The organism is Bradyrhizobium sp. UFLA06-24, assembly GCF_054967145.1.
The window spans coordinates 94,206-119,725 of record NZ_JADFUE010000021.1 but is presented as its reverse complement, the minus strand read 5'-3'; the positions used below and the strand labels follow the sequence as shown (position 1 = coordinate 119,725).

At 64.0% G+C, this 25,520-nt stretch carries 23 protein-coding genes; 11 read left to right on the top strand and 12 right to left on the bottom strand.

Translation table 11 applies throughout. The features are described 5' to 3' along the window. The 4 genes from IF809_RS18950 to IF809_RS18935 all read right to left on the bottom strand — a co-directional run. A partial coding sequence (locus tag IF809_RS18950; protein WP_462838191.1) for an NAD(P)-dependent oxidoreductase occupies nucleotides 1–660 on the bottom strand: 660 nt, incomplete at its 3' end. Further along, on the bottom strand, nucleotides 660–1,478 hold the full coding sequence (locus IF809_RS18945) for an ABC transporter permease (RefSeq protein ID WP_462838190.1): 819 nt from the start codon (nucleotides 1,476–1,478) through the stop codon (nucleotides 660–662). The genes IF809_RS18950 and IF809_RS18945, both read right to left, overlap by 1 nt. Continuing rightward, nucleotides 1,475–2,290, bottom strand: coding sequence for an ABC transporter ATP-binding protein (locus IF809_RS18940; protein ID WP_453994540.1), 816 nt, complete (start codon nucleotides 2,288–2,290; stop codon nucleotides 1,475–1,477). The genes IF809_RS18945 and IF809_RS18940 overlap by 4 nt, the downstream gene beginning before the upstream one ends. A 95-nt stretch (nucleotides 2,291–2,385) precedes the next feature. Continuing rightward, nucleotides 2,386–3,408, bottom strand: coding sequence for an ABC transporter substrate-binding protein (locus tag IF809_RS18935; RefSeq protein WP_128963717.1), 1,023 nt, complete (start codon nucleotides 3,406–3,408; stop codon nucleotides 2,386–2,388). A 140-nt stretch (nucleotides 3,409–3,548) separates the two neighbouring features. Here IF809_RS18935 and IF809_RS18930 point away from each other — a divergent pair, with 140 nt between their 5' ends. From IF809_RS18930 to IF809_RS18920, 3 genes are all read left to right on the top strand, one after another. Next, nucleotides 3,549–4,355, top strand: coding sequence for a creatininase family protein (locus IF809_RS18930; RefSeq protein ID WP_462838189.1), 807 nt, complete (start codon nucleotides 3,549–3,551; stop codon nucleotides 4,353–4,355). A gap of 139 nt (nucleotides 4,356–4,494) precedes the next feature. Continuing rightward, nucleotides 4,495–4,758, top strand: coding sequence for a hypothetical protein (locus tag IF809_RS18925; RefSeq protein ID WP_462838188.1), 264 nt, complete (start codon nucleotides 4,495–4,497; stop codon nucleotides 4,756–4,758). Between the two features lie 444 nt (nucleotides 4,759–5,202). Further along, nucleotides 5,203–7,131 carry a carbohydrate porin gene (locus IF809_RS18920; protein WP_453983778.1) on the top strand — a complete coding sequence of 643 codons (1,929 nt, stop codon included), beginning with the start codon at nucleotides 5,203–5,205 and terminating at the stop codon, nucleotides 7,129–7,131. A 110-nt stretch (nucleotides 7,132–7,241) separates the two neighbouring features. On the opposite strand, the gene IF809_RS18915 is transcribed toward IF809_RS18920, so the two are convergent. Beyond that, entirely contained in the window at nucleotides 7,242–9,317 is a 2,076-nt protein-coding gene (locus tag IF809_RS18915) for a methyl-accepting chemotaxis protein (RefSeq protein ID WP_462838187.1), read from the bottom strand. 246 nt (nucleotides 9,318–9,563) lie between these two features. Between IF809_RS18915 and IF809_RS18910 the strand changes: the two genes are divergently transcribed. Next, complete coding sequence (locus IF809_RS18910; protein WP_462838186.1) at nucleotides 9,564–10,862, top strand: hemolysin family protein; 1,299 nt, start codon at nucleotides 9,564–9,566, stop codon at nucleotides 10,860–10,862. A 15-nt stretch (nucleotides 10,863–10,877) separates the two neighbouring features. On the opposite strand, the gene IF809_RS18905 is transcribed toward IF809_RS18910, so the two are convergent. The 3 genes from IF809_RS18905 to IF809_RS18895 form a co-directional block, all read right to left on the bottom strand. Then, on the bottom strand, nucleotides 10,878–11,117 hold the full coding sequence (locus tag IF809_RS18905) for a PilZ domain-containing protein (protein ID WP_462838185.1): 240 nt from the start codon (nucleotides 11,115–11,117) through the stop codon (nucleotides 10,878–10,880). A gap of 77 nt (nucleotides 11,118–11,194) precedes the next feature. Next, the gene (locus tag IF809_RS18900; RefSeq protein ID WP_462838184.1) at nucleotides 11,195–12,892 is read right to left on the bottom strand and encodes an FMN-binding glutamate synthase family protein; all 1,698 of its coding nucleotides are present in this window, start codon (nucleotides 12,890–12,892) and stop codon (nucleotides 11,195–11,197) included. Between the two features lie 314 nt (nucleotides 12,893–13,206). Beyond that, nucleotides 13,207–13,980: a ferredoxin--NADP reductase gene (locus IF809_RS18895; RefSeq protein ID WP_128963710.1), complete on the bottom strand. Its 774-nt coding sequence runs from the start codon at nucleotides 13,978–13,980 to the stop codon at nucleotides 13,207–13,209. Between the two features lie 349 nt (nucleotides 13,981–14,329). Between IF809_RS18895 and IF809_RS18890 the strand changes: the two genes are divergently transcribed. Further along, nucleotides 14,330–15,133, top strand: a complete 804-nt coding sequence (locus IF809_RS18890; protein WP_462838183.1) for an ATP-grasp domain-containing protein — start codon at nucleotides 14,330–14,332, stop codon at nucleotides 15,131–15,133. Nucleotides 15,134–15,319: 186 nt separating this feature from the next. Here IF809_RS18890 and IF809_RS18885 read toward each other — a convergent pair whose 3' ends face one another. Both IF809_RS18885 and IF809_RS18880 read right to left on the bottom strand, forming a co-directional pair. Continuing rightward, a complete protein-coding gene (locus tag IF809_RS18885; RefSeq protein ID WP_462838182.1) occupies nucleotides 15,320–16,240 on the bottom strand; it encodes an amino acid ABC transporter substrate-binding protein in 921 nt (306 codons plus the stop codon). Between the two features lie 12 nt (nucleotides 16,241–16,252). Beyond that, a complete protein-coding gene (locus tag IF809_RS18880; RefSeq protein WP_453994523.1) occupies nucleotides 16,253–17,548 on the bottom strand; it encodes a dicarboxylate/amino acid:cation symporter in 1,296 nt (431 codons plus the stop codon). Nucleotides 17,549–17,755: 207 nt separating this feature from the next. Between IF809_RS18880 and IF809_RS18875 the strand changes: the two genes are divergently transcribed. The 5 genes from IF809_RS18875 (at nucleotide 17,756) to IF809_RS18855 (ending at nucleotide 23,045) form a co-directional block, all read left to right on the top strand. Beyond that, nucleotides 17,756–18,757 (top strand): NADP-dependent oxidoreductase, encoded by a 1,002-nt coding sequence (locus IF809_RS18875; protein WP_453981561.1) that lies wholly within the window; start codon nucleotides 17,756–17,758, stop codon nucleotides 18,755–18,757. Nucleotides 18,758–18,907: 150 nt separating this feature from the next. Then, nucleotides 18,908–19,780, top strand: a complete 873-nt coding sequence (locus IF809_RS18870; protein WP_453981560.1) for a cysteine rich repeat-containing protein — start codon at nucleotides 18,908–18,910, stop codon at nucleotides 19,778–19,780. Between the two features lie 109 nt (nucleotides 19,781–19,889). Further along, a complete protein-coding gene (locus tag IF809_RS18865) occupies nucleotides 19,890–20,105 on the top strand; it encodes a hypothetical protein (protein WP_462838181.1) in 216 nt (71 codons plus the stop codon). A 190-nt stretch (nucleotides 20,106–20,295) separates the two neighbouring features. Next, nucleotides 20,296–21,435: an FAD-dependent monooxygenase gene (locus IF809_RS18860; RefSeq protein WP_453981558.1), complete on the top strand. Its 1,140-nt coding sequence runs from the start codon at nucleotides 20,296–20,298 to the stop codon at nucleotides 21,433–21,435. Beyond that, nucleotides 21,432–23,045, top strand: coding sequence for a benzoate-CoA ligase family protein (locus IF809_RS18855; RefSeq protein WP_462838180.1), 1,614 nt, complete (start codon nucleotides 21,432–21,434; stop codon nucleotides 23,043–23,045). Before IF809_RS18860 ends, IF809_RS18855 begins: the two co-directional genes overlap by 4 nt. Before the next feature lie 150 nt (nucleotides 23,046–23,195). On the opposite strand, the gene IF809_RS18850 is transcribed toward IF809_RS18855, so the two are convergent. Together IF809_RS18850 and maiA are read right to left on the bottom strand one after the other, a co-directional pair. Then, nucleotides 23,196–23,708, bottom strand: coding sequence for a MarR family winged helix-turn-helix transcriptional regulator (locus tag IF809_RS18850; RefSeq protein WP_462838179.1), 513 nt, complete (start codon nucleotides 23,706–23,708; stop codon nucleotides 23,196–23,198). Then, entirely contained in the window at nucleotides 23,698–24,330 is a 633-nt protein-coding gene (gene maiA, locus IF809_RS18845) for a maleylacetoacetate isomerase (RefSeq protein ID WP_462838178.1), read from the bottom strand. The genes IF809_RS18850 and maiA overlap by 11 nt, the downstream gene beginning before the upstream one ends. 101 nt (nucleotides 24,331–24,431) lie before the next feature. Here maiA and gtdA point away from each other — a divergent pair, with 101 nt between their 5' ends. Beyond that, nucleotides 24,432–25,472 carry a gentisate 1,2-dioxygenase gene (gene gtdA, locus IF809_RS18840; protein WP_462838177.1) on the top strand — a complete coding sequence of 347 codons (1,041 nt, stop codon included), beginning with the start codon at nucleotides 24,432–24,434 and terminating at the stop codon, nucleotides 25,470–25,472. The last annotated feature ends 48 nt before the right edge of the window (nucleotides 25,473–25,520 follow it).

Genomic DNA, 25,520 nt, shown 5'->3' with positions numbered 1-25,520 from the left:
CTTGTTGGTCGAGGCGCCGCCGGGCACGATCACCATCAAGGTATCCACCGCCTTCGCCATCTCGATCAGATCAGGATAGTGCTTGTAGGCAACGTCCTTCGACGGGTTGCGCGAGTGATAGACCACCGGCACCAGCGAGGCATCGAGCCGGCGCGCAATCGCCTGGCCAATCCGGCCCATGCCGACGATGCCGACCTTGCGGTCGCGCAGCGAGCCGACGCTGAGCGGATAGTTCTGCGTCTGCCACAAGCCGGAGCGGACGTAACGATCGGCCTTGATGAATTCGCGCAAGGTGGAGATCAAAAGGCCCATCGCGACGTCGGCGACTTCTTCGGTCAGCACGTCAGGCGTGTTGGTGACGATGATGTTGTGCTCGGCGGCGTATTTGGCATCGATATGATCGTAGCCGACGCCGAAGCTTGCCACCATCTCGATCTTGGGCAGCTGCGACAGCGAATCCTTGTCGGCGCGGACGGTGTGATAGGTCACGGCGACGCCGCGGATCTTGTCGCGGATCGCCGGCGTCAGCCGCTCGAGGTCACCGCGCGTCTCGGCCTTGTGCACGACGAAATGATCGGAAAACCCGTTCTCGAGGATCGGCCGCACCGGCCCATAGATCAGAAGGTCGATCTTGTCGGACGAAATCGAACCGGCGGTCATCAGTTTTCCTTTCCAAGCGCGCTTTCGTGCCAGCGCCGTAAAACGAGGTGGGAAACTACCGCCAGCACCCCATAGATGACAATCCCGGCCAGTGACAACAAAAGCAGCGCTGCGAACATGCGGGGTATGTTCAATCGATAGCCTGACTCCGCGATCCTGTAGGCAAGGCCCGAACCGGCGCCCGCCGTTCCCGCGGCGATCTCGGCCACAACGGCGCCGATCAGCGAGAGGCCTCCTGCGATGCGCAGGCCACCCAGGATATACGGCAATGCGGCGGGCAACTTCAGGAAGCGCAGGGTCTGCGGCGGTGAAGCGCCATAGAGCTGGAACAGGCCGGCGAGGTTGCGATCGACCGAATTGAGCCCGAGCGTGGTGTTCGACAGCACCGGGAAAAAGGCGACGATGAAGGCGCAGACGACGACCGCGGTCTGCTGCTCCAGATAGATCAGCAGCAACGGCGCGATCGCGATGACAGGCGTCACCTGGAGCACGACGGCATAGGGGAACAGCGAATATTCCACCCATTTGGACTGGTTGAACAGCAGCGCCAGCGCGATACCGCCGATGCTGGCGGCGGCAAACCCTTCCAGCGTCGTCAGCAGCGTGGTCACGAGCGATTGCGACAGCACCGACCAGTCCTTGATCAGCGTCAGGAAAATCACCGACGGCGCCGGCAGCACGTAAGGCGGGATCTCCCGGATCCTAACCACCAACTCCCAAGCGGCGAGGCCGGCTGCGAACACGATGACGGGCAGCACGAAGCGCACTGCGCTTTGCGGGCCTGACGACTTTGCGGTGACGGGGGCTTGCGCGTTCATAGCGTCGACTGCCCTGAATAAGACGGCGCCAATGCCGCGGAGACGCGCCGGCAATAATCGGAATAGGCGGCCGAGGTGCGAAACTCCTCACCGCGCGGCTCGACGGTCTCGACGCGGATATCGGCCTGGATGCGGCCGGGCCGCGCCGTCATGACCACGACGCGCTGTGACAAATAGACGGATTCGAACACCGAATGGGTGACGAAGATGACGGTCTTGCCGAGGCTGCGCCACAGCGCGAGCAGATCGTTGTTGAGGCGGAAGCGGGTGATCTCGTCGAGCGCCGCGAACGGCTCGTCCATCAGGAGGATGTCCGGATCCGTGACGAGCGCACGCGCCAGCGACACGCGCATCTTCATGCCGCCGGACAATTCGCGCGGAAAGGCATCGGCGAAATCGGCAAGCCCGACGCTGGCGAGCGCCGCATCGGCCCGCGCGCGTCCCTCGGCCTTCGGGATGCCGCCGAGCTTCAGCGGCAGCCGCACGTTTTCGCGCACGCTGGTCCACGGCATCAGAGTCGGCTCCTGGAACACGAAGCCGATGCCGTGGCCGATTTGCATCTCACCTTCATGGCGCGCCACCCGCACCGTGCCCGATGATGCTGCGCTGAGCCCCGCAATCAGCCTCAGCGCCGTCGACTTGCCGCAGCCGGAGGGGCCGAGCAGCGAGATGAACTCGCCCTTGCGCACCGCGAGGTCGAGCGGACCGAGCGCCGTAACGCCGTTGTCATAAGCCTTCGTCACGCCGCGCAGGCTGACGGCGAGCGCCGTCAGGCTGGCCTCGATCACGGGCGAGGTTCTGCTCTCTACCATTGAGGGTGGGGTGCTGTGTTTCGGGCACCTTTCACCTTTCCCCATCGGGGAGAGGTGGGAGCCAGCCGCACTTGTCCGCCTGACACCGGCATGCGTTACGGCTTGGCGGGGCGGAGCTCGACCCCGACGCCCTTGTTGACGAAACGCAGCGTGTAGGACTTGCGAAAATCGAGATCGCCCTTCACCACGCCGGCCTTCACCATCTTGTTGAAGAAGGAAGTATAGCGATCGTCGCTCATGGCGCCGATGCCGTTCTTCACGGAGTCGCCGGAATCGACGATGCCGTATTCCTTCATCTTGGCGACGGAGTAGGCGAGCAGCTCGTCGGTCATCTCCGGATTGAGCTGCTTGATCATGGCATTGCCGGCTGAATTGTCGCCGTAGATGTAATGGTACCAGCCGATCATGGAGGCATCGACGAAGCGCTGCACCAGGTCAGCCTTCTTCTCGACCAGCTCGCGGCGGGTCTCGATCAGGGTCGAATAGGTGTTGAAGCCGGCATCGGCGAGCAGGATGACGTTGGGCTTGAAGCCTGCGGCCTTCTCGACTGCGAAGGGCTCTGACGTGACGTAGCCCTGCATCGCGCTCTTGGGATTGGCGATGAAGGGCTGCGGATTGAAATTATAGGGACGGACGTTCTTCTCGCTGAAGCCGTATTCGGATTTCAGCCACTGGAAATAGCTGGTCATGCCCTCCTTCGAGACGAACAGCGTCAGCGGCTTGAGATCCTCGAGTTTGGTCACCTTCGCATCCGGCTGCGTCAGCAGCACCTGCGGATCTTTCTGGAAGACCGCGGCGATGGTCACGACGGGGACGTTGTTGGCGACCGCGTCGAATGACATCAGCGTGTTGGCGGCCATGAAGAAGTCGATCTTGCCGGCGATCAGCAGCATCCGGTTGTTCTCGTTGGGACCGCCCGGAACGATGGTGACGTCGAGCCCGTACTTCTTGTAGGTGCCGTCGGCAACCGCCTGGAAGAAGCCGCCGTGCTCGGCCTCGGCGACCCAATTGGTACCGAATGTGACCTTGTCCAGCGTCTCGCTGTGCGCCGGCAGGATCGACAGGACCGTAGCGATCAAGCCCGCCGTTAACGCTCGCCGCCGATGAGAGGGGCTCATGAATGCACTCCGTCGATCGCTTCTAGCCGATGTGAAAACAACGCGATAAAACCTCAACATATCAGGGGACGCCGGCCCAGCCGGGCCCGCGTCCCCTGATAACCCCAAATTACGTGACAAATTCGGGCAAAGAAACCTTGATGACGCCTTCCCGCGACTGGACCGAGATCCGCTGGGCCGACGCCGCACCAGCGGACGCCGCACGCTGGATCGCGGTGCTGCCGCTGGCGGCGACCGAGCAGCACGGCCCGCATCTGCCTAATGAGACCGACGTGCTGATCGCCGAGGCCTATCTTGCGCGCGTGCGGGAGATGCTGCCCGTATCCGTCCCGGCGACGTTCCTGCCCGTCGAACCCGTGGGCATCTCCACCGAGCATATCGACTATCCGGGCACGCAGACCCTGCCGACCGACGTCGCGCTGAAGCGCTGGACGGGCATCGGCGAGGCGATCGCGCAGCGCGGCGTGAGGAAGCTCGTCATCATCACCAGCCATGGCGGCAACAGCGCGGCGATGATGCTGGTGGCGCAGGATCTGCGCGCGCACCAAAACCTGTTCGTCGTGACGACGTCGTGGTCGCGGCTATCGGCTGCGGACAAATTGTTCCCATCAGACGAAGTACGCCACGGCATTCACGGCGGTGCCGTCGAGACCTCGATCATGCTGGCGCGCTATCCCGAGCAGGTGCGCACGGATGCGATCGCGGATTTTCCCGCAAACAGCATCGCGATGGAGCGACAATATCGCTGGCTGTCGACGCAGCGGCCCGCGCCCTTCGCCTGGCAGGCGCAGGATCTCAACCCCAGCGGCGCCGTCGGCAACGCGACGCTCGCCGTGGGAGCGAAGGGCGAGCAGCTCCTCGACCAGGGAGCGCGCGCCTTCTGCGAGTTGCTGGGCGAGGTCGATAACTTCGACGTGAACAGGCTCGCCAAGGGCCCCCTCGGCTAGGCTTTATCTTCCGGGAATTGTTCAGGGAATATCCAACCCCTCAGTCTCCCATAGGCGCTTTCGAACCTGGTGCGGCGAGCCTCCGTCCAACTGGGCACGCGGATCCCAACGTACCGCCTCAACCCGGATGGAGTTTCACATGTCGATCAAGGCCAAGCTTGCCGCACTCGCTCTCGCGACCCTCGCGGTCACCGGCAGCATCGCCGCCACCACCTCGCAGGCCGAGGCGAAGCCGCTCGGCTGGGGCTGGGGTGTCGGTGCCGGCATCGCCACTGCAGCCGTGGTTGGCGCTGCGGTCGCCGCCAGCAACGACCCCTATTCCTACGGCTATCACCGCTGTGGCTGGGTCGCCCAGTACAACGCCTTCGGCCAGTACATCGGCCGCGTTCGTACCTGCTACTGATTTGAGGTTCTGAGGCCGATCTTACGTGGATCCCGCATCCGACACGGGCGCCTCATCCACCCCGTGTCGTGGCCCCCGACCCGCCCGGCTGTCCCCCCGGGCGGGTCATCCTTTTTGGGCATCGGAAAGCTTGTTGCAGTCACGTCACACAAGAATGCGAACCATTCCCTGCGACATTCTGCAGTATTTGCTATTGCGAATGAATAGCAATAAGATTCGCAAGAAGAACAGGAACTTGGCAAGACCTCGGGATGCAAGCGCCTCGGAGCGAGATCATTTCGCCCGGTCGCCTGAATAGCCAAGACCTGATGACAGGATCGCCGCGAATTGGCAGGGATGTTGGAGCGATTGGGGGCGGTCGCTTCTGGGGGCGTGGTTTTGACGTTGAGAGTTCGCCGTTACAGGTATTTGCGGACCGCCGGGGTGATCACCTCGGGCGTGCTCATGCTGCCCGCTTCCGCCCGCGCCGCCGATTTGCCACTGAAGGCGCCGGCGCTGAAAGCCGTCTATGATTGGACAGGCCTCTATATCGGCGCGCATACCGGCGTAACCCGTGGCTCCTCGTCCGCAACGCTGACCGACCCCACCGTCGCGACCGACCGCAACGTCTTCACCGGCGCGACCGGCGGTGTCCAGGTTGGCTACAATTGGCGCCTTAACTCGGGCCTCCTGCTCGGCGTCGAAGGGGATATCTCCTTCCCGAACTACCTGCCGTCCAACCACGTCGTGTCGTCGGCGGCGACCGCGCTGTCGAGCGCCGAGGAGCGGTGGGACTATGTCGCGAGCCTGCGCGCGCGGCTCGGTTACGCCACCGGCAACTGGCTGCTCTATGCGACCGGTGGCGCAGCCTTTACCGGCGAACGCTTTCTCGCGACGCCGACAGGCGGCAACGAACAGAAGGTGTTGAACACGCGCTTCGGCTGGACCGCCGGCGGCGGCGTCGAATACGCCTTCGCGCCGCATTGGAGCGCGCGGCTCGAATATCTTTACAGCAAGTTCGAGAACGCGGCCGTCAGCTTCCCCTCGGGCGCGCAATATTCGTCGTCGATGGATTTCCAGAGCCTTAGGGTCGGCCTCAACCGCAAGATCGATTGGCCTGATGTGCCGACCACCAATCCGAAGTCGGATGTGACGGACACTGAGTCGAGCCGCTGGGAGATCCACGGCCAGTCGACGTTCCTGCCGCAGGGCCATCCGTCGTTCAACGCGCCCTATACCGGACCGAACAGCCTGACCACGTCGCCGGATTTGCAGGAGACCTGGAGCAACTCGCTCTATCTCAATGCGCGGCTGTGGGACGGCGGCGAGGTCTATTTCAATCCCGAACTGCTGCAGGGCTTTGGCTTCAACAACACGACGGGTGCTGCAGGCTTCCCCAACGGCGAAGCGCAGAAATCCGGCTTCCCCTATCCGCACTTCAATGCCTCGCGGCTGTTTGTGCGCCAGACGTTCGGCTTCGGCGGCGAGCAGGAGGAGCTTGCCAGCGGCCAGATGCAGCTCGCGAGCAAGGTTGACGTGTCGCGCCTGACCTTGCAGGTCGGCAAGTTCTCCGTGGTCGACGTCTTCGACGGCAATTCCTACGCGCACGACCCGCGCAAGGATTTCATGAACTGGTCGGTCTGGGCCTCCGGCGCCTTCGACTATGCCGCCGACAAGCTCGGCCTCGGCTATGGCGCGACCGCCGAACTGAACCAGAAGCAATGGGCGCTGCGCGCCGGCTATTTCCTGATGGATGCCACGTCCAACTCGAACAATTTTGACATGAATATCGGTCGCCGTGGCGAGTATGTCGCAGAGCTCGAGATGCGTTACTCGCTGTTCGGACAGCCCGGCAAGCTGCGCACGCTCGGCTTCGTCAACAGCGCCTATGCCGGCAGCTATCGCGAGACACTGGACAACCCAGCCTTCGGCGTCGACATCACCCAAACCCGCCGCGGCCGGCTCAAATACGGTTATGCCTTCAACCTCGAACAGGCCGTCACCGACGACATCGGCCTGTTCGGCCGCTGGAGCTGGAACGACGGCCACAACGAGATCATGGCGTTCACCGACATCGATCGCAGCCTGTCCGGCGGTGTCTCGGTCAAGGGCACCAAATGGGGCCGTCCCGACGACGTCGTCGGTGTTGCGGGCGCCGTCAACGCCTTGTCGCAGGACCATCGCGACTTCATCGCGGCCGGCGGGCTCGGCCCGCTGATCGGCGACGGTGCGCTCAACTACCGGCGGGAACGCGTACTGGAGACTTATTACGCTTACGCGCTGAACAAGGCGCTGACCTTCACCGCCGACTATCAGTTCATCGTCAATCCCGCCTACAACGCCGACCGCGGGCCGGTGTCGGTGTTCTCAGGGCGCCTGCACGGCGAGTTCTGAGCGACGTTCGGGCGCGGCGAATCTGAATCGTGGTCGGCTTGCTTCACCTCTCCCCATCGGGGAGAGGTGTTCTTCTCCTTGGCTCGCATCGAGCCAGCTTACTGTGCGACTTACGCCGCGCGGATCGCGTCCAGGAATTTGCCGACTTCGGCCTTGAGACGGGTGCTCTCGCCCGACAGCGATTTGGCCGAGGCCAGCACGTTGGCGGAAGCCGATCCGGTCTGGCTCGCGCCGCGCTGCACGTCGACGATGCTGGCGGAAACCTGCTGGGTGCCGCGCGCGGCCTGCTGCACGTTGCGGGAAATCTCCCGCGTGGCCGCGCCCTGCTCCTCGACCGCCGAGGCGATTGCGGCGGCGATCTCCGACATGCGCGTGATGGTATCGCCGATCGCCTTGATGGCGCCGACGGAATCCTCCGTCGCGCTCTGGATTCCCGTGATCTGCTGGCTGATCTCGCCGGTCGCCTTGGCGGTCTGCTCGGCCAGCGCCTTGACCTCGGAGGCGACGACGGCAAAGCCGCGGCCGGCCTCGCCGGCGCGCGCCGCCTCGATCGTGGCGTTGAGGGCCAGAAGATTGGTCTGGCCCGCGATCTGGCTGATGAGCTCGACGACGTCCCCGATCCGCCCCGCCGCCTTGGCGAGCTCGCCGACATGATCGTTGGTCCGTCCGGCCTGCTGCACCGCTTCGCCGGCGATGCGCGCGGAATCCTGCACCTGCCGGCTGATCTCGTCGACCGAGGACGCCATCTCCTCCGCCGCCGCGGCGACGGTCTGCACGTTGGTGGACGCCTGTTCGGAGGCGGCCGCGACGGTCGCAGTGACCTTCTCCGATTGATCGGCGGCGCTCGTCAGCGTTCCCGCCGAGACCTCCAGCTCCGAGGAGGCCGCCGAAACGGTGTTGATGACGTCGCCGATCATGGCCTCGAAATCCCGGGCGATCTGGTCCATGCGCTGGCTGCGCTTGAGCTTCGCCTCGGCTTCGATCGCAGCCGCCGCATCGGCGGACTTCTGGGCAAGGAGCGAATCCTTGAAATGCTGCAACGAACCCGCGACCTGCCCGATCTCGTCGTCACGGCCCGTCGCCGGAATCTCGACGTCATGCTGTCCGGCGGCAAGCGCACCGATCACATCCGCAAGCCTTGCCAGCGGCGTCACCACCCGGCGGCGCAGCATCATGGTCACGCCGCCGAGCGTGCCGAGCAGGGCCAGCACGGCAACACCCGCGAGGGCGAGCATCGCCAGCGCGCCATCGCGCGCGGCCGAGGCGCGCTCGGCCGCTTCCGCCAGCGCGGCGTCGCGCACGCCGTAGAACATCTGGATGGCGGGCACGATCACGATCGCCAGCTCATCGGCGGTGACGTCGTACTTGCCGTCGGCGCGCGCAGCGGGCATCTCCTTGTCGACCACGGGCGCGGCTTTTCCAAAATAGGACTCCGTCGCCGCCTTGAACGTCGTGGCAATGCGGGACGGATTGCCGAGCTGATCGATGCCGGCCTCGATGCGTTCGCGATCAGCCTCCACACGGCCTTGCATGCGGTCCATCAGCGAGAATTCGGCCGGCATGAGCGGACGACGTGCGCTCAGCGCCGGTGACAACGTCGCCGCGCGGCTACCGGCAGAGACGCGGAGATCCTGCGCCGTTCGCGCCAGGCTCAACAGCGCCGCCAGCGAGGAATGGGCATTGACGACCCTTCCCTCCAGCCGATTCATGATCGGCTCGATGTCGGCGATGACCTCGGCCACGCCGGGCAGGAAGCCCTTGATCACAGCGGTATCGCGCGTCGCCAGAGGAACGCTCATCGCGCGATCCGCAGCCGTGGTGATATCCTTCAGCCGCCGCGCGGCACGGTCGAGATTTTCGGCCATCGCTGCGCCGTCATCCAGCACCATGAGGACGCGCCTTGCGCTCTCGAACGAGGCTTCCGCCGCTTTCGCGGCCTTCGTCGCAGCATCGGTCTGAGCCTGCGTCGCAACTCCCTCCTGAAAGATCGGAGAGATGTAGGGCGCGCGAAGGCCGGCGACCTGCTGGCTGACCATCAGGATGGCGCCGAACGCATCGACCCGCTTGATCGCGTCGGAGCGGCCGGTGAAGATACGCGCCTGCGGTATCAGCGCCTCGGCGCCGAGGACGACTGCAAAAACCGTCACCGTCAGCATCGACAGTGCAAAGAGCTTCCCGATCCGCATCCTCAGGTCCCCGAATAGACTTGTACAAATTGTGGGAAAACCTAACTGGCGGCCACTAAGAGCCCGTTAAGCAACAATCCGTAGTTCCGCGGAGTGTCAGGTCGTCGCGGGGCCGGCCGGACGCTGGCATCGTTGAGGTTCCGTCGCGGTGGCGAATGCGACAGGATTCCCGGCATTTCCTCGCAGAATACCTATATCAATGCGTGTGCTGCGATCCGCAGCCACACTCGCTTACCTTGGAAATCCATGCTCTCCGTCGAACTGATCATCGTCGTCGTCCTGATCGTCATCAACGGCCTGTTGTCCATGTCCGAGCTGGCCGTGGTCTCGTCGCGTCCGGCGCGGCTGTCGCTGCTTGCCGCCAAGGGCGTGCGCGGCGCCGAGCGCGCGCTGACATTGGCCGCGGATCCCGGCAAATTCCTCTCGACGGTGCAGATCGGCATCACGCTGGTCGGCGTGCTCTCGGGCGCATTCTCCGGCGCCACACTGGGGCAGCGGCTGACGCAATGGCTGGCCGAGCTCGGCCTGTCCGCCGGCATTGCCGACATCGTCGGCGTCGGCATCGTCGTCACCATCATCACCTATGCGACCCTGATCGTCGGCGAGCTGGTGCCGAAACAGGTGGCGCTGCGCGACCCTGAGAGCATTGCGGTCAAGGTCGCGCCCGCGATGCATGTGCTGGCGCGGGTTTCGTTACCGCTGGTGTTTCTGCTCGACGTCTCCGGCAAGCTGATCCTCACGTTGCTCGGTCGTGGCGGCAGAGCCGAGGACAAAGTGTCGGAGGACGAGATCCATCATCTGGTCAACGAGGCCGAGAGCGCCGGCGTCCTCGAGCCCGGTGAGAAGGAGATGATCGCCGGCGTGATGCGGCTCGGTGACCGCCCGGTCGGCGCCGTGATGACGCCGCGCACCGATGTCGACGAGGTCGATTTGAACGACGACCGGGAAGCGATCCAGGCGCTGATCGCGAAGAGCCCGCATTCGCGCTTTCCGGTTTGCGACGGCGATCGCGACAAGCCGATCGGCGTACTGCAGGCCAAGGATCTACTCGTCGCCTATATGCGCGAGCGCACGCCCGATTTGCGCGCGCTGGTGCGCGAGGCGCCGATCATCCCCGCCTCCGCGGATGCGCGCGACGTGCTCGCGATCCTGAAGGCAGCGCCGGTGCATATCGGCCTCGTCCATGACGAATATGGCGGCTTCGAGGGCGTGGTGACGGCCGCCGATATCCTGGAGTCGATCGTCGGCGCCTTCCATTCCGAGGAAGGCCCGCCGGAGCCGGCCTATGTGAAGCGCGCGGACGACTCTCTGCTCGTCTCCGGCTGGATGCCGGTCGACGAGTTCGGCGAATTGCTCGGCATCGAGCTGCCGCCGCATCACCGCTACAACACGGTGGCGGGCCTCGTGCTGCAGCAGTTCAACGCGCTGCCCGATGTCGGCGACGCCTTCGACTTCGGCGGCTGGCATATCGAGGTGGTCGATCTCGACGGCCGCAGGATCGACAAGATTTTGGCGACCCGGCTGGGGGAGGTCGAGACGGGGTGAGCGAGCCCAGCCCGTTTAGCCGAACCGGACCCCGATCCGCTTCTCTTTGCGCCACACCACCGTGCAGGCGAGATGCGCCCCGTCGGCTTTGATGGCGAGGGTGAAGTGCTCTGGAATCCCGACCGGACTGGTGACGTCGAGCGCCGCGCCGGTGTCGGAGAAATTGCGGACCGTGCAATCGATCGCGCCGCCGCCGAACTCGATGGTTCCGGCTTTCAGTACGCGATGCCTGGGTTTGTTGCGCCGCTCGTCCATAGGCGTAATCTACACCCAAAGTTGAACCAAACCTTAAGCGCCAACCCGCTCGCGATGAATTTATGCAACACGGGCATTCATAGCGCCGGCTGGAACGTCTCCGCCCGCGCCATCCGCCAGGCGTCGCGAAACCGCGGGTCCTCGGTGCCTTCAAGCAGCTCGCCCGGGCGCAGCGCCGGATAGAGCTGGGCGAAGGATTTCACGTCGGTCGTCGAGGTGCGCTGGGTGAAGTGGATCGGGCGCAGCTCCTGAGGATGCTCCAGGCCCGCCGCGGCAATCAACTCGGTCAGCGAGTGCAGCGTAGCGTGGTGATAGTTGTGCACCCTGTCGATCTTGAGCGGCACGTAGAGCGCGCGTGCCCGGGTCGGGTCCTGCGTCGCGACCCCGGTCGGACAGCGGTCGGTATGGCAGCTCAGCGACTGGATGCAACCGAGCGAGAACATGAATCCGCGCGCTGAATTGCAATAGTCGGCGCCGATCGCCATTGCACGGGCCATGTCGAAGGCGGTCGCGATCTTGCCGGAGGCACCGATCTTGATGCGGCCACGCGCGTTGATGCCGACCAGCGCGTTGTGGACGAAATTGACGCCCTCGCGCATCGGCATGCCCAGATGATCCATGAACTCCAGCGGTGCGGCACCGGTCCCCCCCTCGTTGCCGTCGACGACGATGAAGTCGGGATAGATGCCGGTCTGAAGCATCGCCTTGCAGATCGCCAGGAACTCCCACGGATGGCCGATGCAGAGCTTGAAGCCGGCCGGCTTGCCGCCGGAGAGCTTTCGCATCTCCGCGATGAACTGCATCATGCCAACAGGCGTGGAGAAGGCGCGGTGCGAGGCCGGCGAGATGCAATCCTCGCCCATCGAGACGCCCCGGATCTTGGAGATCTCCTCGGAAACTTTCGCCGCCGGCAGCACGCCGCCATGGCCGGGCTTCGCGCCCTGGCTGATCTTGAGCTCGACCATCTTGATCTGGTCCTGGCTCGCAACGCGCGCGAATGCCTCAGGATCGAACGTGCCATCGAGATGGCGGCAGCCGAAATAGCCGGAGCCGATCTCCCAGATGATGTCGCCGCCCATCTCGGCGTGATAGGGGCTGAAGCCGCCCTCGCCCGTGTCATGGGCGAAGCCGCCCTTTTTCGCACCGGCATTGAGCGCGCGCACCGCGTTCGGGCTGAGCGCGCCAAAACTCATCGCCGAGATATTGAACACCGAGGCCGAATAGGGCTTTTCGCAGTCCGGCCCGCCGATGGTGACGCGAAACTTCTCCTCGGCATGCGCCTTCGGCGACACCGAGTGATGCATCCACTCGTAGCCCTCGCGATAGACGTCCTCCTGGGTGCCGAACGGACGCTTGTCGAGCTGCATCTTGGCGCGCTGATAGACCACCGCGCGGGTGTCGCGCGAGAACGGCATGCCGTCCTTCTCGCTCTCGAAGAAATACTGCCGCATCTCCGGACGGATCTCTTCGAGCAGGAAGCGGATATGCGCCGATATCGGGTAGTTGCGCAGCACCGCATGGCTCTTCTGCATGAGATCGCGGACGCCGAGCAGCGTCAGGGCGCCGAAGATCAGGATCGGGACCAGCAGGATGTCGAAGATCTTGCGGTCGGCGATGCCGATGCCGACCAGCAGCGCAGTGACGACCGCGCAGATCGTCAGGACGATGAAGCGCGGCGAGAAGGGAAGCAGCAGGATTTCGGCAATCCCCTCTTCCGCGAGCGGCAGCCGTTTTGGAGATTGCTGCGTCTTGTTGTCGTCGGCCACGATTGCCATCCTCTCGCCAGCATAGGCGCTACGATACGCCTGCGCCTGTCATACGGATATGACGCGGTCCTTGTTTCAGGCTAGCGAATTCGGCGGCCGCAGATCAATCCGCCGAGAGGATAGGGCTGCTGCAGTGCAGCAGGGGCGGTAGGAGGTTAGCTTGCAAGCGGCGGGCAAGCTGGGCAGCCGTGTCCCGGGCAAGCGTCGGCGCAGACCCGGGGACTCAGAATGCAACACCGTACGGCACAGTGAGATGGGCCCCGGCTCTGCAGCGCACCGCCGAAAAGGCGCAGCGCTGCGTCCGGGGCACGAGCGCGTGGCGCTTACCGCTCGACGAAGGCCTTCTCGATCACGAAATGGCCGGGCTTGTTGCCCGAGCCCTCGACGAAGTCACGGCTCTCGAACATCACCTTGAGCTCTTCGAGCATCGCCGGGCTGCCGCACATCATGATGCGGTCGGTCGCGATGTCGAGCGGGCCTTGGCCGATGTCGTTGAAGATCTGCTCGGAGTTGATGAGGTCGGTGATGCGGCCGCGGTTCTTGAACGGCTCGCGGGTCACGGTCGGATAGTACACCAGCTTGTCAGCAAGCAGCTCGCCGAACAGCTCGTCCTCGCGCAGATTCGCGACCAGCTTCTCGCCATAGGCGAGCTCGGAGACCTGGCGGCAGCCGTGCACCAGAACGATGCTCTCGAACTGGTCGTAAACCTCGGGGTCCTTGATCAGGCTCGCAAAGGGCGCAAGGCCGGTGCCGGTGGACAGCAGCATCAGCCGCTTGCCGGGGAGCAGATTGTCGGTGATCAGCGTACCGGTCGCCTTGCGGCCGACCAGAATGGTGTCGCCTTCCTTGATCTTCTGCAAACGCGAGGTGAGCGGGCCGTCCTGAACCTTGATCGAGAAGAACTCGAGCTCTTCCTCGTGGTTGGCGCTCGCCATGCTGTAGGCACGCAGCAACGGACGGCCGTCGACCTCGAGGCCGATCATGGCGAACTGGCCGTTCTGGAAGCGGAAGCCGGTATCGCGCGTGGCGCGGAAGCTGAACAACGTGTCCGTCCAATGCTGGACGGAAAGGACCTTCTCTCGGTAAAACGCGCTCATGATTTTCGATATTCCGAATGTCTGCGGTTTTCAGGCAAAAAACTTGCCCGGCCCAGAAAACGGGGGCGGACACCATTGCCGTGGCGGAGGATTTCGCGTGTGTGATCTACGCCATTGAGACCAATAATCAACCTGAAACGGCATGCAATTGACGCCGATCAAAGGCGCATTTCGGCTTGAAATCACTAAAGAATTAACGTTTTTCTCTTCCATGCCGCATTGCGGCAATTTCTTTGCTCAAATCGCTGATGGAACAGCACTTAATTTCCGTCGGCCCTCGCGAAAAAGTCATTAAGGATGTCGCAAGGCCGCGACACGTTCGTCGGCGATCCGGCAAAATGGTTCGACAATGCCCCCGCGTGAACGGATCTTCGTAACGGCGATACGGCACTATTGTGCACGTCATGACATCTCGGTGGACGTGCGCGCCGGCGGCTGGCTGATAAGGATGCGCAGGAGGGAGATCAGCCGCTTCGCCTTCGGCTACGACATCGGGCTGAACAGTGCGATCGCGCACCGGCTCGCCAACGACAAGTCGGCAACCGCGGAGGTGCTGGAGATGGCGGGCGTGCCCTGCATTCCCCACCATCTCTTCCTCAATCCGAAACTTGGCGCACACGTCGCCGGGCCCGCTGGGCGAGAGGCGATGCTCGCCCTGCTTGGTGACAATCCGCAAGGCGTGGTGGTGAAGCCCAATGAGGGAACGTCGGGCCGCTCCGTGTTCAAGGTGACGACCGGGTCGGAGCTCGATCGCGCGACCGGGGAGGTCTTCTCGATGAGCACCGGGCTCGTGATCTCGCCGTATGTCGCGATCCAGGACGAGATCCGGGTGATCCTGCTCGATGACGTCCCTCGCATCGTCTACAGCAAGCAGCGCGGCTCGGATTGGCGGCACAATCTCGAGACTGGCGCAAAGCCGCTGCTGCTGGAGGATGGCGAGGATCGCGCAGCCTGCGTGAAGCTCGCGGTCGACGCCGCGAGCGCCATCGGCATCACCTTCGCGTCGATCGACGTGGTCCGCGTCGAGGGTGTTTGGAAAGTGCTGGAAATCAATTCCGGCGTGATGATGGAGACGCTGGGCAAGCTGCATCCGGAGCTGGTGCAGGCGACGTATGATGCCGCTCTGGACCGGGTGTTCGGCAAACCGGCCTAGCGAAGAGCGGTCTGCATTGCTGTGCCCTCGCCCCTTTGGGAGAGGGCAGCTCAGTTGGTCGACACAGGCTCACTCGGGTGAGGGATTCTCTCAGCGAACTCAACCGCAAGAGATTTGCTCGGAGATAGAACCCCTCATCCGGCGCTTCGCGCCACCTTCTCCCACAAGGGGAGAAGGAAGTAAGAGCTAATTGTTCGCGCTCGCGGAATCGTCCATCGCCTTGAAGGCCTCTTCCAGTTGCAGCGAGATCGGCACGTTCATCCGCTCGCCGGTCGGCATCCGCGCCATGAACCATTTGTTGTAGAGCGGCACGAGATCGTGGTTGGAGCCGAGCTTGCGGAAGGCGCGTTCGACCACGGCGGAGAGTTGCGGCTCGCCCTTGCGGAACATGATGCCGTAGGGGTCGTAGGACAGATAATCGCCGGTGACGCGAAACTTGTCCTGCGCCTTGTGGCGGACGATCAGGCCCGAGAGCAGGATGTCATCGGTCGCGAACGCATCGGCCTTGCCGTCGACCAGCATCTGGTACGACTGCTCGTGATCCGCGCCGACGACGATGGTCAGTCCGAGCGAGAACTTCTGGTCGGCGGCCCGGATCGCCTGCTCGTTGGTGGTGCCCTTCGTCACCACGATGGTCTTGCCCTTCAGATCGCTCAGCTGCTGGACGCTGGAGGCCTTCGGCACCATCAGCTTGGTGCCGGCGACGAACATCAGCGGCGAGAAGGCGACGCGCTTGCCACGCTCGGAGTTGGCCGTGGTCGAGCCGCACTCCAGATCGATCTTGTTCTGGAGCAGCGCGTCGATACGGTCGTCCGAGGTGACCTTGACATAATCGATTCTGAGATTGGGATCATCGACCTCGGCGCCGATCTCCTCGACGATCGCCTCGCAGAGTTCGAGGCTGTAACCGATCGGCCTGTTCGCCTGATCGAGGAAAGAGAACGGCGGCGAGCTCTCGCGGTAGCCGAGCCGCACGGTGTGCGCGTTCTTGATGGCTGACAGCGTCGGGCTAAGCCCTTCGCTGCCGCCGGTCTGGGCCAAAGCGTCCGTCACCAGCAGGCACGCTGCCAGCAACAGGCCGCTCGAAATCGCCGTCAAAGGGCGCATGACGCACTCCCGTCAATGGCCGGCCATCGCGGGCACTTCGCCCGGCACCATGTCGCCGGGCACGACGTCGGCCGGTCCCATCGCATGCTCGGGCCCGAGCTCGCCCTCCCACTTCGCTACCACCGAGGTCGCCAGCGTGTTGCCGATCACATTGGTGGCGCTGCGGCCCATGTCGAGGAACGTATCGATGCCCATGATCATGAGCAGGCCCGCCTCGGGGATGTTGAACTGCGCCAGCGTCGAGGCGATCACGACGAGGGAGGCGCGCGGCACGCCGGCGACGCCCTTCGAGGTGATCATCAAGGTCGCGAGCAGCGCCAGCTGCGTGCCGAGCGGCATGTCGATGTGGTAGCTCTGCGCGATGAAGATACTGGCGAACGTGCAGTACATCATCGTGCCGTCGAGATTGAAGGAATAGCCGAGCGGCAGCACGAAGCTCGAGATCCGCGACGAGGCTCCGAAGCGGTTGAGCCCTTCCAGCGTCTTCGGGTAAGCCGCTTCCGAGCTCGCGGTGGAGAATGCGATCATCAGCGGCTCACGGATCAACCGCAGCAGATGGCTGTAACGCGGCCCGATCACGATGAAGCCGACGATCACCAGGATGCCCCAGAGGAGGAACAGCGAGAGATAGAAGCCGCCCATGAACACGACGAGCTTCCAGAGCACCAGCAGGCCGTTCTTGGCAACGGTCGCGGTGATGGCGGCCCACACCGCGAGCGGCGCGAACAGCATCACATAGCTGGTCACCTTCAGCATGATGTGGCTGATATCGTCGATCAGGGCCAGGATCGGCTTGGAGCGCTCGGGCAATGCGCCCATCGCCACCGAGAAGAACACGGCGAAGATCACGATCTGCAGGATCTCGTTCTGCGCCATCGCGTCCGCAATCGAGGTCGGGATCAGATGGGTCAGGAATTTCTCGATCGAGAAGGCGGAAACCGGCAGCCCGGTCGATTGCCCCGCCGCAGGCAGCGTGCCCGGGAAGTTCGCGCCGGGCTGCAGCAGATTGACCATGATCAGGCCCAGCATCAGCGACACGAAGGAGGCGGTGATGAACCAGCCCATGGTCTTGGCGAAGATGCGGCCGAGCTTGGCACCCGAGCCCATATGCGCGATGCCGCCGACCAGGGTGGCGAACACCAGCGGCGCGATGATCATCTTGATCAGGCGGAGGAACATCATGGCGATCAGGTTGATGGCGGAGGCCCACTCGGCGCGGGTATCGGGCAGGAAATTGTAGATCGCCGAGCCCATGATGATGCCGAGCACCATCGCGCCTAGAATGTATTGCGTAAACCTGTTCGACATCGCTTACCCCCACGTACACCGGCGCTTCATGATGTCGCAGTTGTCAGAGCGACGCAACACGCTTTGCGTGTGGCGGCGTTGGCCGGATGTTCCCGTTGTGCCGGGAAACGCGGCGATCTAGCCTTCGTGCAACGCACAACGATGCAGTCTGCACGCTTTCTTTGCGGCGCCTGCATCAATAATCGCCAAGCGATGAGGGAAAACGCCATGACCGCGAACGTCAATCGTCAAATTCTTCTGGTGGAAAAACCCAGCGGCAAGCTCGGGCCCGAGCATTTCAAGATGGTGGAGAGCGCAGTGCCGGAGCCGAAGGACGGCGAAGCCCTGCTACGCGTATGCTACATCTCGCTCGATGCCGCCAACCGCGCCTGGATGCACGGGGCAACCTATCGCTCGGCCGTCGAGGCCAACAGCGTGATGGCTGGCGGTGCCATCGCCGAGGTGATCAGCTCCAAGGCCGAGGGGCTTGTGCCCGGCGACCTCGTGTTCGGTGACACCGGCTGGCAGGAATATGCCGCGGTGCCGGCAAAACATTTGACGAAGATGCCGAAGCTCGAGCCGATGACGCATCTGCTCAGCGTGTTCGGCATCGCCGGCCTCACGGCCTATTTCGGCCTGCTCGAGATTGGCAAGCCGAAGGAGGGCGAGACGGTCGTGGTCTCGGCGGCCGCGGGCTCGGTCGGCTCGATCGTTGGGCAGATCGCCAAGATCAAGGGATGTCGCGTCATCGGCATCGCCGGCGGCGCGGACAAATGCAACTGGCTGACCTCCGAACTCGGCTTCGATGCGGCCGTCGACTACAAGGACGGCGCGGTGTTCAAGGCGTTGCGCGCCGCGGCTCCGAAAGGCATCGACGTCTATTTCGACAATGTCGGCGGCGACATCCTCGAAGCCTGTCTTCCGCAGATGAATAATTACGGCCGCATCGCCTGTTGCGGCGCGATCTCGCAATATGACGGCACGCCGTCGGCGCACGGTCCGCGCGGCGTGCCCGGCCTGATCGTGGTGAAGCGGCTCGTGATGCAGGGCTTCATCGTGATGGACTACATGAAGGACAGTCAGCGCGCACTCGCCGATCTCCAGGCCTGGGTGAAGTCCGGCAAGCTGAAGGTGCAGGAAGACATTATCGATGGCCTTCAGAACACGCCGAAGGCACTGATCGGATTGCTCGCCGGCGAGAACCGCGGCAAGCGCATGGTCAGGCTCTGACGATCTGGTTACGTCGTAATTCTGCGCGTATGATCTATTTGCGGTGGTGGCGAAAGCGACCAAGGATGTCGTGTGCGGCATCGCCCGCGAGATTGCTTGCATCCCTTTTAATAATGCGTCGGCGTTCCCGACAGGGCAGGATTCATTCAAATGTTCAACATGTTGAAACGTGCATCAAGGCGTCACGCGTTGCTCGCCGCAGCACTCTTCGCAACTGCAACAAGCGCAGTCGCGCAAGCGCCGACCGAGGCTCAGAAGAGCGCCATCCGCTCCGCATGCCGCTCGGACTTCATGGCGCATTGCGCCAGCGTGACGCCCGGCGGGGTCGAAGCGTATCAGTGCTTGCAGAGCCATATGTCGAGCCTGTCAGCGGGGTGCCAGAGTGCGGTCCGCGCCGTCGAGCCGGCCGCAGCACCGAAGACCGAAGCGGCGCCGGCCAAACCCGAACCTGCCAAATCTGAACCGGTCAAGTCTGAACCGCCGAAGCCTGAACCTCCCAAATCAGAACCCGCAAAAACTGAAGCGGCGCCCGCGGCCGCTCCCGCGGCGAAGCCGGCCGCCAGCGCCGCTCCGAAAGCCGCCGCAGCCAAGCCGAGCAGCGCAGAGGTTGCCGCGGTCAAGAGCGCCTGCCGCGCAGATTATCCCAAGGTGTGCGCCAGCGTGCCGCCGGGCGGCGCGCCCGCGCTCGAGTGCCTGGAGAAGAACAAAGCCAAGGTCTCGCCGGCTTGCGAGAAGGCCCTGACGGCTGCGGCGGGTGGCGGGGCGGCGGCCGCAGCACCAGCAGCGGCGGCTGCACCGGCCGCAGGAGCGGCTCCGGCGGCCGCGCCTGCCGTGATCGTTCTCCGCCCGCTGCGGCCGCGCGAAGAGCTGTTCATCGTGCGCTCCGCCTGCAGCGCCGATATCCGCTCGCTCTGCGCCGGAGTCGCTCCAGGCGGTGGCCGCATCGTGCAGTGCATCGCCAGCAACGCAGCGGCGCTGTCGCCCGCTTGCAAGGATGTGCTGGCGCCGTTTGCTGCGCGATGACGCGTCCAACGCAAGTGTGAACGGCGCGCGCAAATGAATTTTCGCGCGCCTGCCGCGACCAACCTTTTGCGACGTCCGATTTCAATCACGTCAAGACCGGGAGGACACTATGCGTTCATTGCTGCTGGTTGCTTCTGCGCTTATCGCGTTCGGGGTATCCCTGACGTTCGAGTCCTCCGATGCCCATGCGGTGGTGTGTGCCCGCGGCGTCTATCGCGCCGGTTGCGCCGGGCCGAACGGCGCCGTCGTGGTCCGCCACCCCGTGCCGGTCGTCCGCTGCACGCGGGTGCTGGTGAACGGCGTCTACGTGAAGCGCTGCGTCTGACGCGCGAGTGGTCAAGCCGGCGTGGTTTGGCTATGATTCCCACCTGACGGTTTCGGACACGTGGAAAGCCGGTGTCCGCGGCTGTGCTGCGGTGCACCTCGCCTTGACGATAATTCCGCTGGCGTGGGAAGCCGGAGCCCATTAGTCTACCCTGAGATAGTAAGTATACTGTCAATTAGGGAGGCAGACGTTGCGGATCGCCGTGATTGGTGGGGGGCCCGGCGGGCTCTACTTCGCCTATCTCTGGAAGAAGCGTCACCCCGAGGATCAGGTCGACCTGTTCGAACAGAACCCGGCCGACGCGACCTGGGGCTTTGGCGTCGTATTCTCCGACCAGGCCCTGGAATTCCTGCGCGCCGACGACCCCGAGACGGTCGACGCGATCGCGCCGCATATGGAGAGCTGGCAGAACATCACGTTGAACCTCGGCGGCGACAGCGTCGCCATCGACGGCGTGGGTTTCTCCTCGATCGGCCGGCTCGAATTGTTGCAGTTCCTGCAGCAGCGCGCGCTCGCGGTCGGCGTCATCCCGCGGTTCGACACCCAGATCCAGGCCATCGACCAGCTCAATGGTCACGATTTGATCGTCGCCGCCGATGGGCTCAACTCGCTGGTCCGTCGTACCTTCGAAGGCGACTTCGGCACCTCGCTGTCCTACTCCTCCAACAAGTTCGTCTGGTACGGCACCTCGAAACGCTTCGACACGCTGTCGCAGACTTTTGTGAAGACTGACCGGGGCGCCTTCAACGCCCATCACTATCGCTACTCGCCGACCATGAGCACCTTCCTGGTCGAATGCGACCATGCGACCTGGCAGGCCTATGGTTTCGCCTACAAGGACGTCGAGCAGTCCAAAGGCGTGTGCGAGGAGGTGTTCGCCGACACGCTCGGTGGCCATTGCCTGGTCTCGAACAAATCGGTCTGGCGCAATTTCCCCTGGGTGTGGAATGAGCACTGGTCGTTCAAGAACATGGTGTTGATCGGCGATGCGCTGCACTCGGCGCATTTCTCGATCGGCTCGGGCACGCGGCTCGCGATCGAGGACGCGATCGCGCTGGTCAAGGCGCTCGAATCCGATGCGCATCTGGCGACTGCGCTGCACCGCTATCAAGCCGCGCGCAAGCCGGTGGTACAGAAGCTCGTCAATGCGGCCCGCACCAGCGCGTTCTGGTACGAGCACTTTGCCCAGCACATGCAGCTCGGCCTGATGGATTTTGCCTACAGCTACATCACGCGCTCCGGTCGGATCGACGATTCGCGGCTGCGCGCGATGTCGCCGGCCTTCATGGCCCGCTACGAGGCCGAGAAGAACGCCGGAGACGCGGCATGAGCAACGAAATACGCGACATGGTGCCCGCCAACAGCGCGGGCGCCCGCGAGATCGGCTTTGCCGTTGCGGAAACTTATAACGCCAGCCGCGTGCTGTTCGACAACCTCACCAAGGGGCGCGGCGACAAGCTCGCGTTGATTGGCCCGGTGGGCACGCGGACCTATGCCGAGCTCTGCGCGGAGGCTTGCCGCTGGGGCAACGGCTTTGCATCGCTCGGCCTGAAGCGCGGCGACCGTGTGCTGCTGTTCCTGGACGACACGCCGGCCTATCCCGCCGCCTTCTTCGGCGCGGTGCGCGCCGGCTTCGTGCCGCTGCTGATCAATACGCTGACGCCGCCGGATCTCCTGCAGTTTTATCTTGCCGATTCCGGTGCGGCGGTAGCGGTCGCGGATGCCGAGTTCTGCATGCGGTTCAATGCCGAGGCCTGCAAGGACACGGAGCTGCGCACGCTGATCGTCGCGAATGGCACGGTCGCCGATCACGCCGTACCGAACGCGATCGCTGCCGCGGAGTGGCTTTCGCAATTCCCCGCCGAGCTGGCGGAAGCGGCGACGCATCGCAACGAGATGGCGTTCTGGATGTACTCGTCCGGCTCGACCGGCCGGCCCAAGGGCATCGTGCATCTCCAGCACGACATGGCCTATAGCGAGGCCGCCTTTGCGCAGAATGTGCTGAAGCTGACGCCGGATGATATCTGCTTCTCGGTGCCGAAGATCTTCTTCGCCTATGGCTTCGGCAATTCCGTCACCTTCCCGTTCTCGGCAGGTGCCGCGACGTTGCTGCTGCCGGGTCAGCCGAAGCCGGCAGTGATCTTTGCGGCGGTCGAGCAGTACAGGCCGACCGTCTTCTTCGGCCTGCCGACGCTCTACACCTCGCTGACCAAGGCCGATGGCGCAGCCAGGACTGACTTCTCGTCGCTGCGCATGGCGCTCTCTGCCGCCGAAGTGCTGTCGGCGGAAGTCTTCAACGGCTGGAAGGCGCTGACCGGGCTTGAGATCGTCGAAGGCCTCGGCTCGACCGAAGTGCTGCACATCTATCTCAGCAATAGCCCCGAGCAGAAGAAGCTCGGCGCCGCGGGCCTGCGTGTGCCCGGCTACGAGGTCGCGCTGCGCGACAAGGACGGCCGCGAGGTCGGCGACAACGAAGAGGGTATCTTGTGGGTGCGCGGCGATTCCAACACGCCGCTGTATTGGAACCGGCCGGACAAATCCGCCGAGACGATCCGCGAGGAGGGCTGGATCTACACCGGCGACCGCTTCGTGCGCGACAGCGACGGCTTTCACTTCTTCCGCGGCCGCGCCGATGATCTCATCAAGATTTCAGGCCAGTGGGTCTACCCGCTCGAGGTCGAGCTGTGCCTCGCCGATCACCCCGACATCCGCGAATGCGCGGTATTTGCCGCCGAGCTGCCGGATCGTCGCATGACGCTGAAGGCGGTGGTGGTGATGAACAACCGTGCCACGGATCAGAGCGAGGCGACGCGACGGTTACAGGACTACGTGAAGGGCAAGCTGCTGCCCTACAAATATCCGCGCGAAGTGATCTTCATCGACGAGTTGCCGAAGACCGGCACAGGGAAGATCGACCGGCAGGCGCTGCTGCGGATGTGACCACCGCTGTCATTGCCCGGCTTCAACCGGGCGATCCAGTATTCCAGAGGCGGCTGTGATTGAGCCGAGAAGCCGCCGCGTACTGGATTCCCCCCTTTCGCGGGGAACGACAGCGGAGATAAAGGCGACAGCACCGCCCCACTTCTCCCTTCACCCCGCCTTGCCCAGATGCTCCAGCGCATCCTCGGCCCGCAGCGGCACGCGCGAGGCCTCGTTGTTGAGGTCGACGAGCTGCGCCATCAGCCCCATCAGCGCCTTGCGATCCGCAGGCCTGAGCGGCTCCAGCATGCGCGCCTGGGCGCGTTCGACCGCTGGAATGATCTCGCGCAGGATCGCAGCCCCCGATTTGGTCAAATAGAGCAGCTTGATCCGCTTGTCCTCGGCCGCCGGCTTGCGTTCGATATAGTTTTTGGCCTCGAGACGCTCGATCACACTGCCGAGCGTGGAGCGATCGAAGGCGATCACGGCCGAGAGCCGCGTCGCATCGATGCCGGGATGGGTGTGGATCGCGATCAGCGCCGCATATTGCACCGGCGTGAGGTCGAACGCCTTGCACTCCTCCATGAAGATCGAGACCGCGATCTGCTGCATGCGCCGGAACAGATAGCCCGGCGCGGCATAGACCGCGTCCATCGTGATCGGGGGAGAAAGCTTACTCGGCATCGGGCTGCTTCTCCGGTGCGGCGTTGGCGAAGGCCGGCAGCGCCTTGGCTGCCGCTTCTGCCTTGAGCAGGCGCGGATAGGCCGAGACATCGACCCCGAATCGCCGGGCGTTGGCGAGCTGCGGCACCAGGCAAAGATCGGCCAGCGTCGGTGCATCGCCGAAGCAGAACGGCCCGGGCTCGTCCTTGATGAGTGTCTCGCAGGCCGACAGCCCCTCGCGGTTGACCCACGCCGCCCAGTCCTGAACCTTCTCCTCGGGCAGACCGAGCTCGCGGAGCCGTGCCAGCACCTTCAGATTCTGTACCGGGTGGGTGTCGCAGGCGATCGCCAGCGCAAACGCCCGCACCTTGGCGCGCCGCAGCGGATCCTTCGGCAGCAGCGGCGGGCTGGGGTGGGTTTCGTCGAGCCATTCGATGATCGCGACCGATTGGGTCAGCACCGCACCCGCATCGTTTTCCAGTGCCGGCACCAGGCCCTGCGGGTTGATGGCGAGATAAGCTGGCGTGCATTGCTCGCCCTTGCGAAGGTGGTGCGGCAGGTGCTCGGCACCGAGGCCCTTCAGGTTCAACGCGATCCGCACGCGATAGGCGGCGCTGGAGCGGAAATAGCCATGCAGCTTCATCGGAACCCTCCCGTTTTCCCGTTGCTTGTACGTCGTTCGTCACGTTGACGCTAGTCAGATCGTAAGTATACTGTCAAATAGAAACGAGCAGGAGACGCGCCATGGAAGCGGTGACCAAGACGCCGGAACGCGAGGCGTTCTACCGGAAGATCGACGGCGAGAATCTCACCGCGCTGTGGACGGTGATGAGCGATCTGATCACCCCGGAGCCGAAGAGCGGCTGCCGGCCGCACCTCTGGAAGTTCGAAATCATCCGCGACTACATGACGGAAGCCGGCAAGCTGATCACTGCCAAGGAAGCCGAGCGCCGCGTGCTGGTGCTGGAGAACCCCGGCCTGCGCGGACAATCCAAGATCACGACCTCGCTCTATGCCGGTGTGCAGATGGTGGTGCCCGGCGACGTCGCGCCCGCGCACCGGCACAGCCAGTCGGCGCTCCGCTTCGTGCTCGAAGGCAAGGGCGCGTACACCGCGGTTGACGGCGAACGCACCGCGATGGAGCCTGGCGACTTCATCATCACGCCGTCGATGACCTGGCACGATCATTCCAACGAGACGAACGAGCCGATGTTCTGGCTCGACGGGCTCGACATTCCGCTGGTGCAGTTCTTCGACTGTTCCTTCGCGGAAGGCTCCAAGGAAGACCAGCAGAAGATCACGAAGCCCGCCGGCGACAGCTTTGCGCGCTACGGCCACAATTTGCTGCCGGTCGACGTGAAGCGGACGTCCAAGACCTCGCCGATCTTCAGCTACCCCTACAGCTACACCCGCGAGGCGCTGGAGAAAGCAAGGATGAGCCAGGAGTGGGACGCCTGCCACGGGCTGAAGCTGAAGTTCAGCAACCCCGAGACCGGCGATTTCGCGATGCCGACCATCGGCACCTTCATCCAGCTGCTGCCGAAGGGGTTCAAGACCGCGCGCTATCGTTCGACCGATGCGACCGTGTTCTGCCCGATCGAGGGCCGCGGCCGCAGCCGCATCGGCGACGCGGTTTTCGAATGGGGCCCGCGCGACCTGTTCGTCGTGCCGAGCTGGCATCGGGTGACGCACGAGGCGGACGACGATGCCGTGCTGTTCAGTTTCTCGGACCGGCCGGTGCAGCAGAAACTGGATCTGTTCCGCGAGGACCGCGGCAACGCGTGAGAGGCGCAGGTCTCGCAGGGTGGGCAAAGGCGCACTTGCGCCGTGCCC

Excerpts from the sequence above, each read along its gene's own strand:
- IF809_RS18945 (WP_462838190.1), bottom strand. The coding sequence starts at position 1,478 with ATGAACGCGCAAGCCCCCGTCACCGCAAAGTCGTCAGGCCCGCAAAGC.
- IF809_RS18940 (WP_453994540.1), bottom strand. The coding sequence starts at position 2,290 with ATGGTAGAGAGCAGAACCTCGCCCGTGATCGAGGCCAGCCTGACGGCG.
- IF809_RS18935 (WP_128963717.1), bottom strand. The coding sequence starts at position 3,408 with ATGAGCCCCTCTCATCGGCGGCGAGCGTTAACGGCGGGCTTGATCGCT.
- IF809_RS18930 (WP_462838189.1), top strand. The coding sequence starts at position 3,549 with ATGACGCCTTCCCGCGACTGGACCGAGATCCGCTGGGCCGACGCCGCA.
- IF809_RS18925 (WP_462838188.1), top strand. The coding sequence starts at position 4,495 with ATGTCGATCAAGGCCAAGCTTGCCGCACTCGCTCTCGCGACCCTCGCG.
- IF809_RS18920 (WP_453983778.1), top strand. The coding sequence starts at position 5,203 with ATGCTGCCCGCTTCCGCCCGCGCCGCCGATTTGCCACTGAAGGCGCCG.
- IF809_RS18915 (WP_462838187.1), bottom strand. The coding sequence starts at position 9,317 with ATGCGGATCGGGAAGCTCTTTGCACTGTCGATGCTGACGGTGACGGTT.
- IF809_RS18910 (WP_462838186.1), top strand. The coding sequence starts at position 9,564 with ATGCTCTCCGTCGAACTGATCATCGTCGTCGTCCTGATCGTCATCAAC.
- IF809_RS18905 (WP_462838185.1), bottom strand. The coding sequence starts at position 11,117 with ATGGACGAGCGGCGCAACAAACCCAGGCATCGCGTACTGAAAGCCGGA.
- IF809_RS18900 (WP_462838184.1), bottom strand. The coding sequence starts at position 12,892 with ATGGCAATCGTGGCCGACGACAACAAGACGCAGCAATCTCCAAAACGG.
- IF809_RS18895 (WP_128963710.1), bottom strand. The coding sequence starts at position 13,980 with ATGAGCGCGTTTTACCGAGAGAAGGTCCTTTCCGTCCAGCATTGGACG.
- IF809_RS18890 (WP_462838183.1), top strand. The coding sequence starts at position 14,330 with ATGCCCCCGCGTGAACGGATCTTCGTAACGGCGATACGGCACTATTGT.
- IF809_RS18885 (WP_462838182.1), bottom strand. The coding sequence starts at position 16,240 with ATGCGCCCTTTGACGGCGATTTCGAGCGGCCTGTTGCTGGCAGCGTGC.
- IF809_RS18880 (WP_453994523.1), bottom strand. The coding sequence starts at position 17,548 with ATGTCGAACAGGTTTACGCAATACATTCTAGGCGCGATGGTGCTCGGC.
- IF809_RS18875 (WP_453981561.1), top strand. The coding sequence starts at position 17,756 with ATGACCGCGAACGTCAATCGTCAAATTCTTCTGGTGGAAAAACCCAGC.
- IF809_RS18870 (WP_453981560.1), top strand. The coding sequence starts at position 18,908 with ATGTTCAACATGTTGAAACGTGCATCAAGGCGTCACGCGTTGCTCGCC.
- IF809_RS18865 (WP_462838181.1), top strand. The coding sequence starts at position 19,890 with ATGCGTTCATTGCTGCTGGTTGCTTCTGCGCTTATCGCGTTCGGGGTA.
- IF809_RS18855 (WP_462838180.1), top strand. The coding sequence starts at position 21,432 with ATGAGCAACGAAATACGCGACATGGTGCCCGCCAACAGCGCGGGCGCC.
- IF809_RS18850 (WP_462838179.1), bottom strand. The coding sequence starts at position 23,708 with ATGCCGAGTAAGCTTTCTCCCCCGATCACGATGGACGCGGTCTATGCC.
- maiA (WP_462838178.1), bottom strand. The coding sequence starts at position 24,330 with ATGAAGCTGCATGGCTATTTCCGCTCCAGCGCCGCCTATCGCGTGCGG.
- gtdA (WP_462838177.1), top strand. The coding sequence starts at position 24,432 with ATGGAAGCGGTGACCAAGACGCCGGAACGCGAGGCGTTCTACCGGAAG.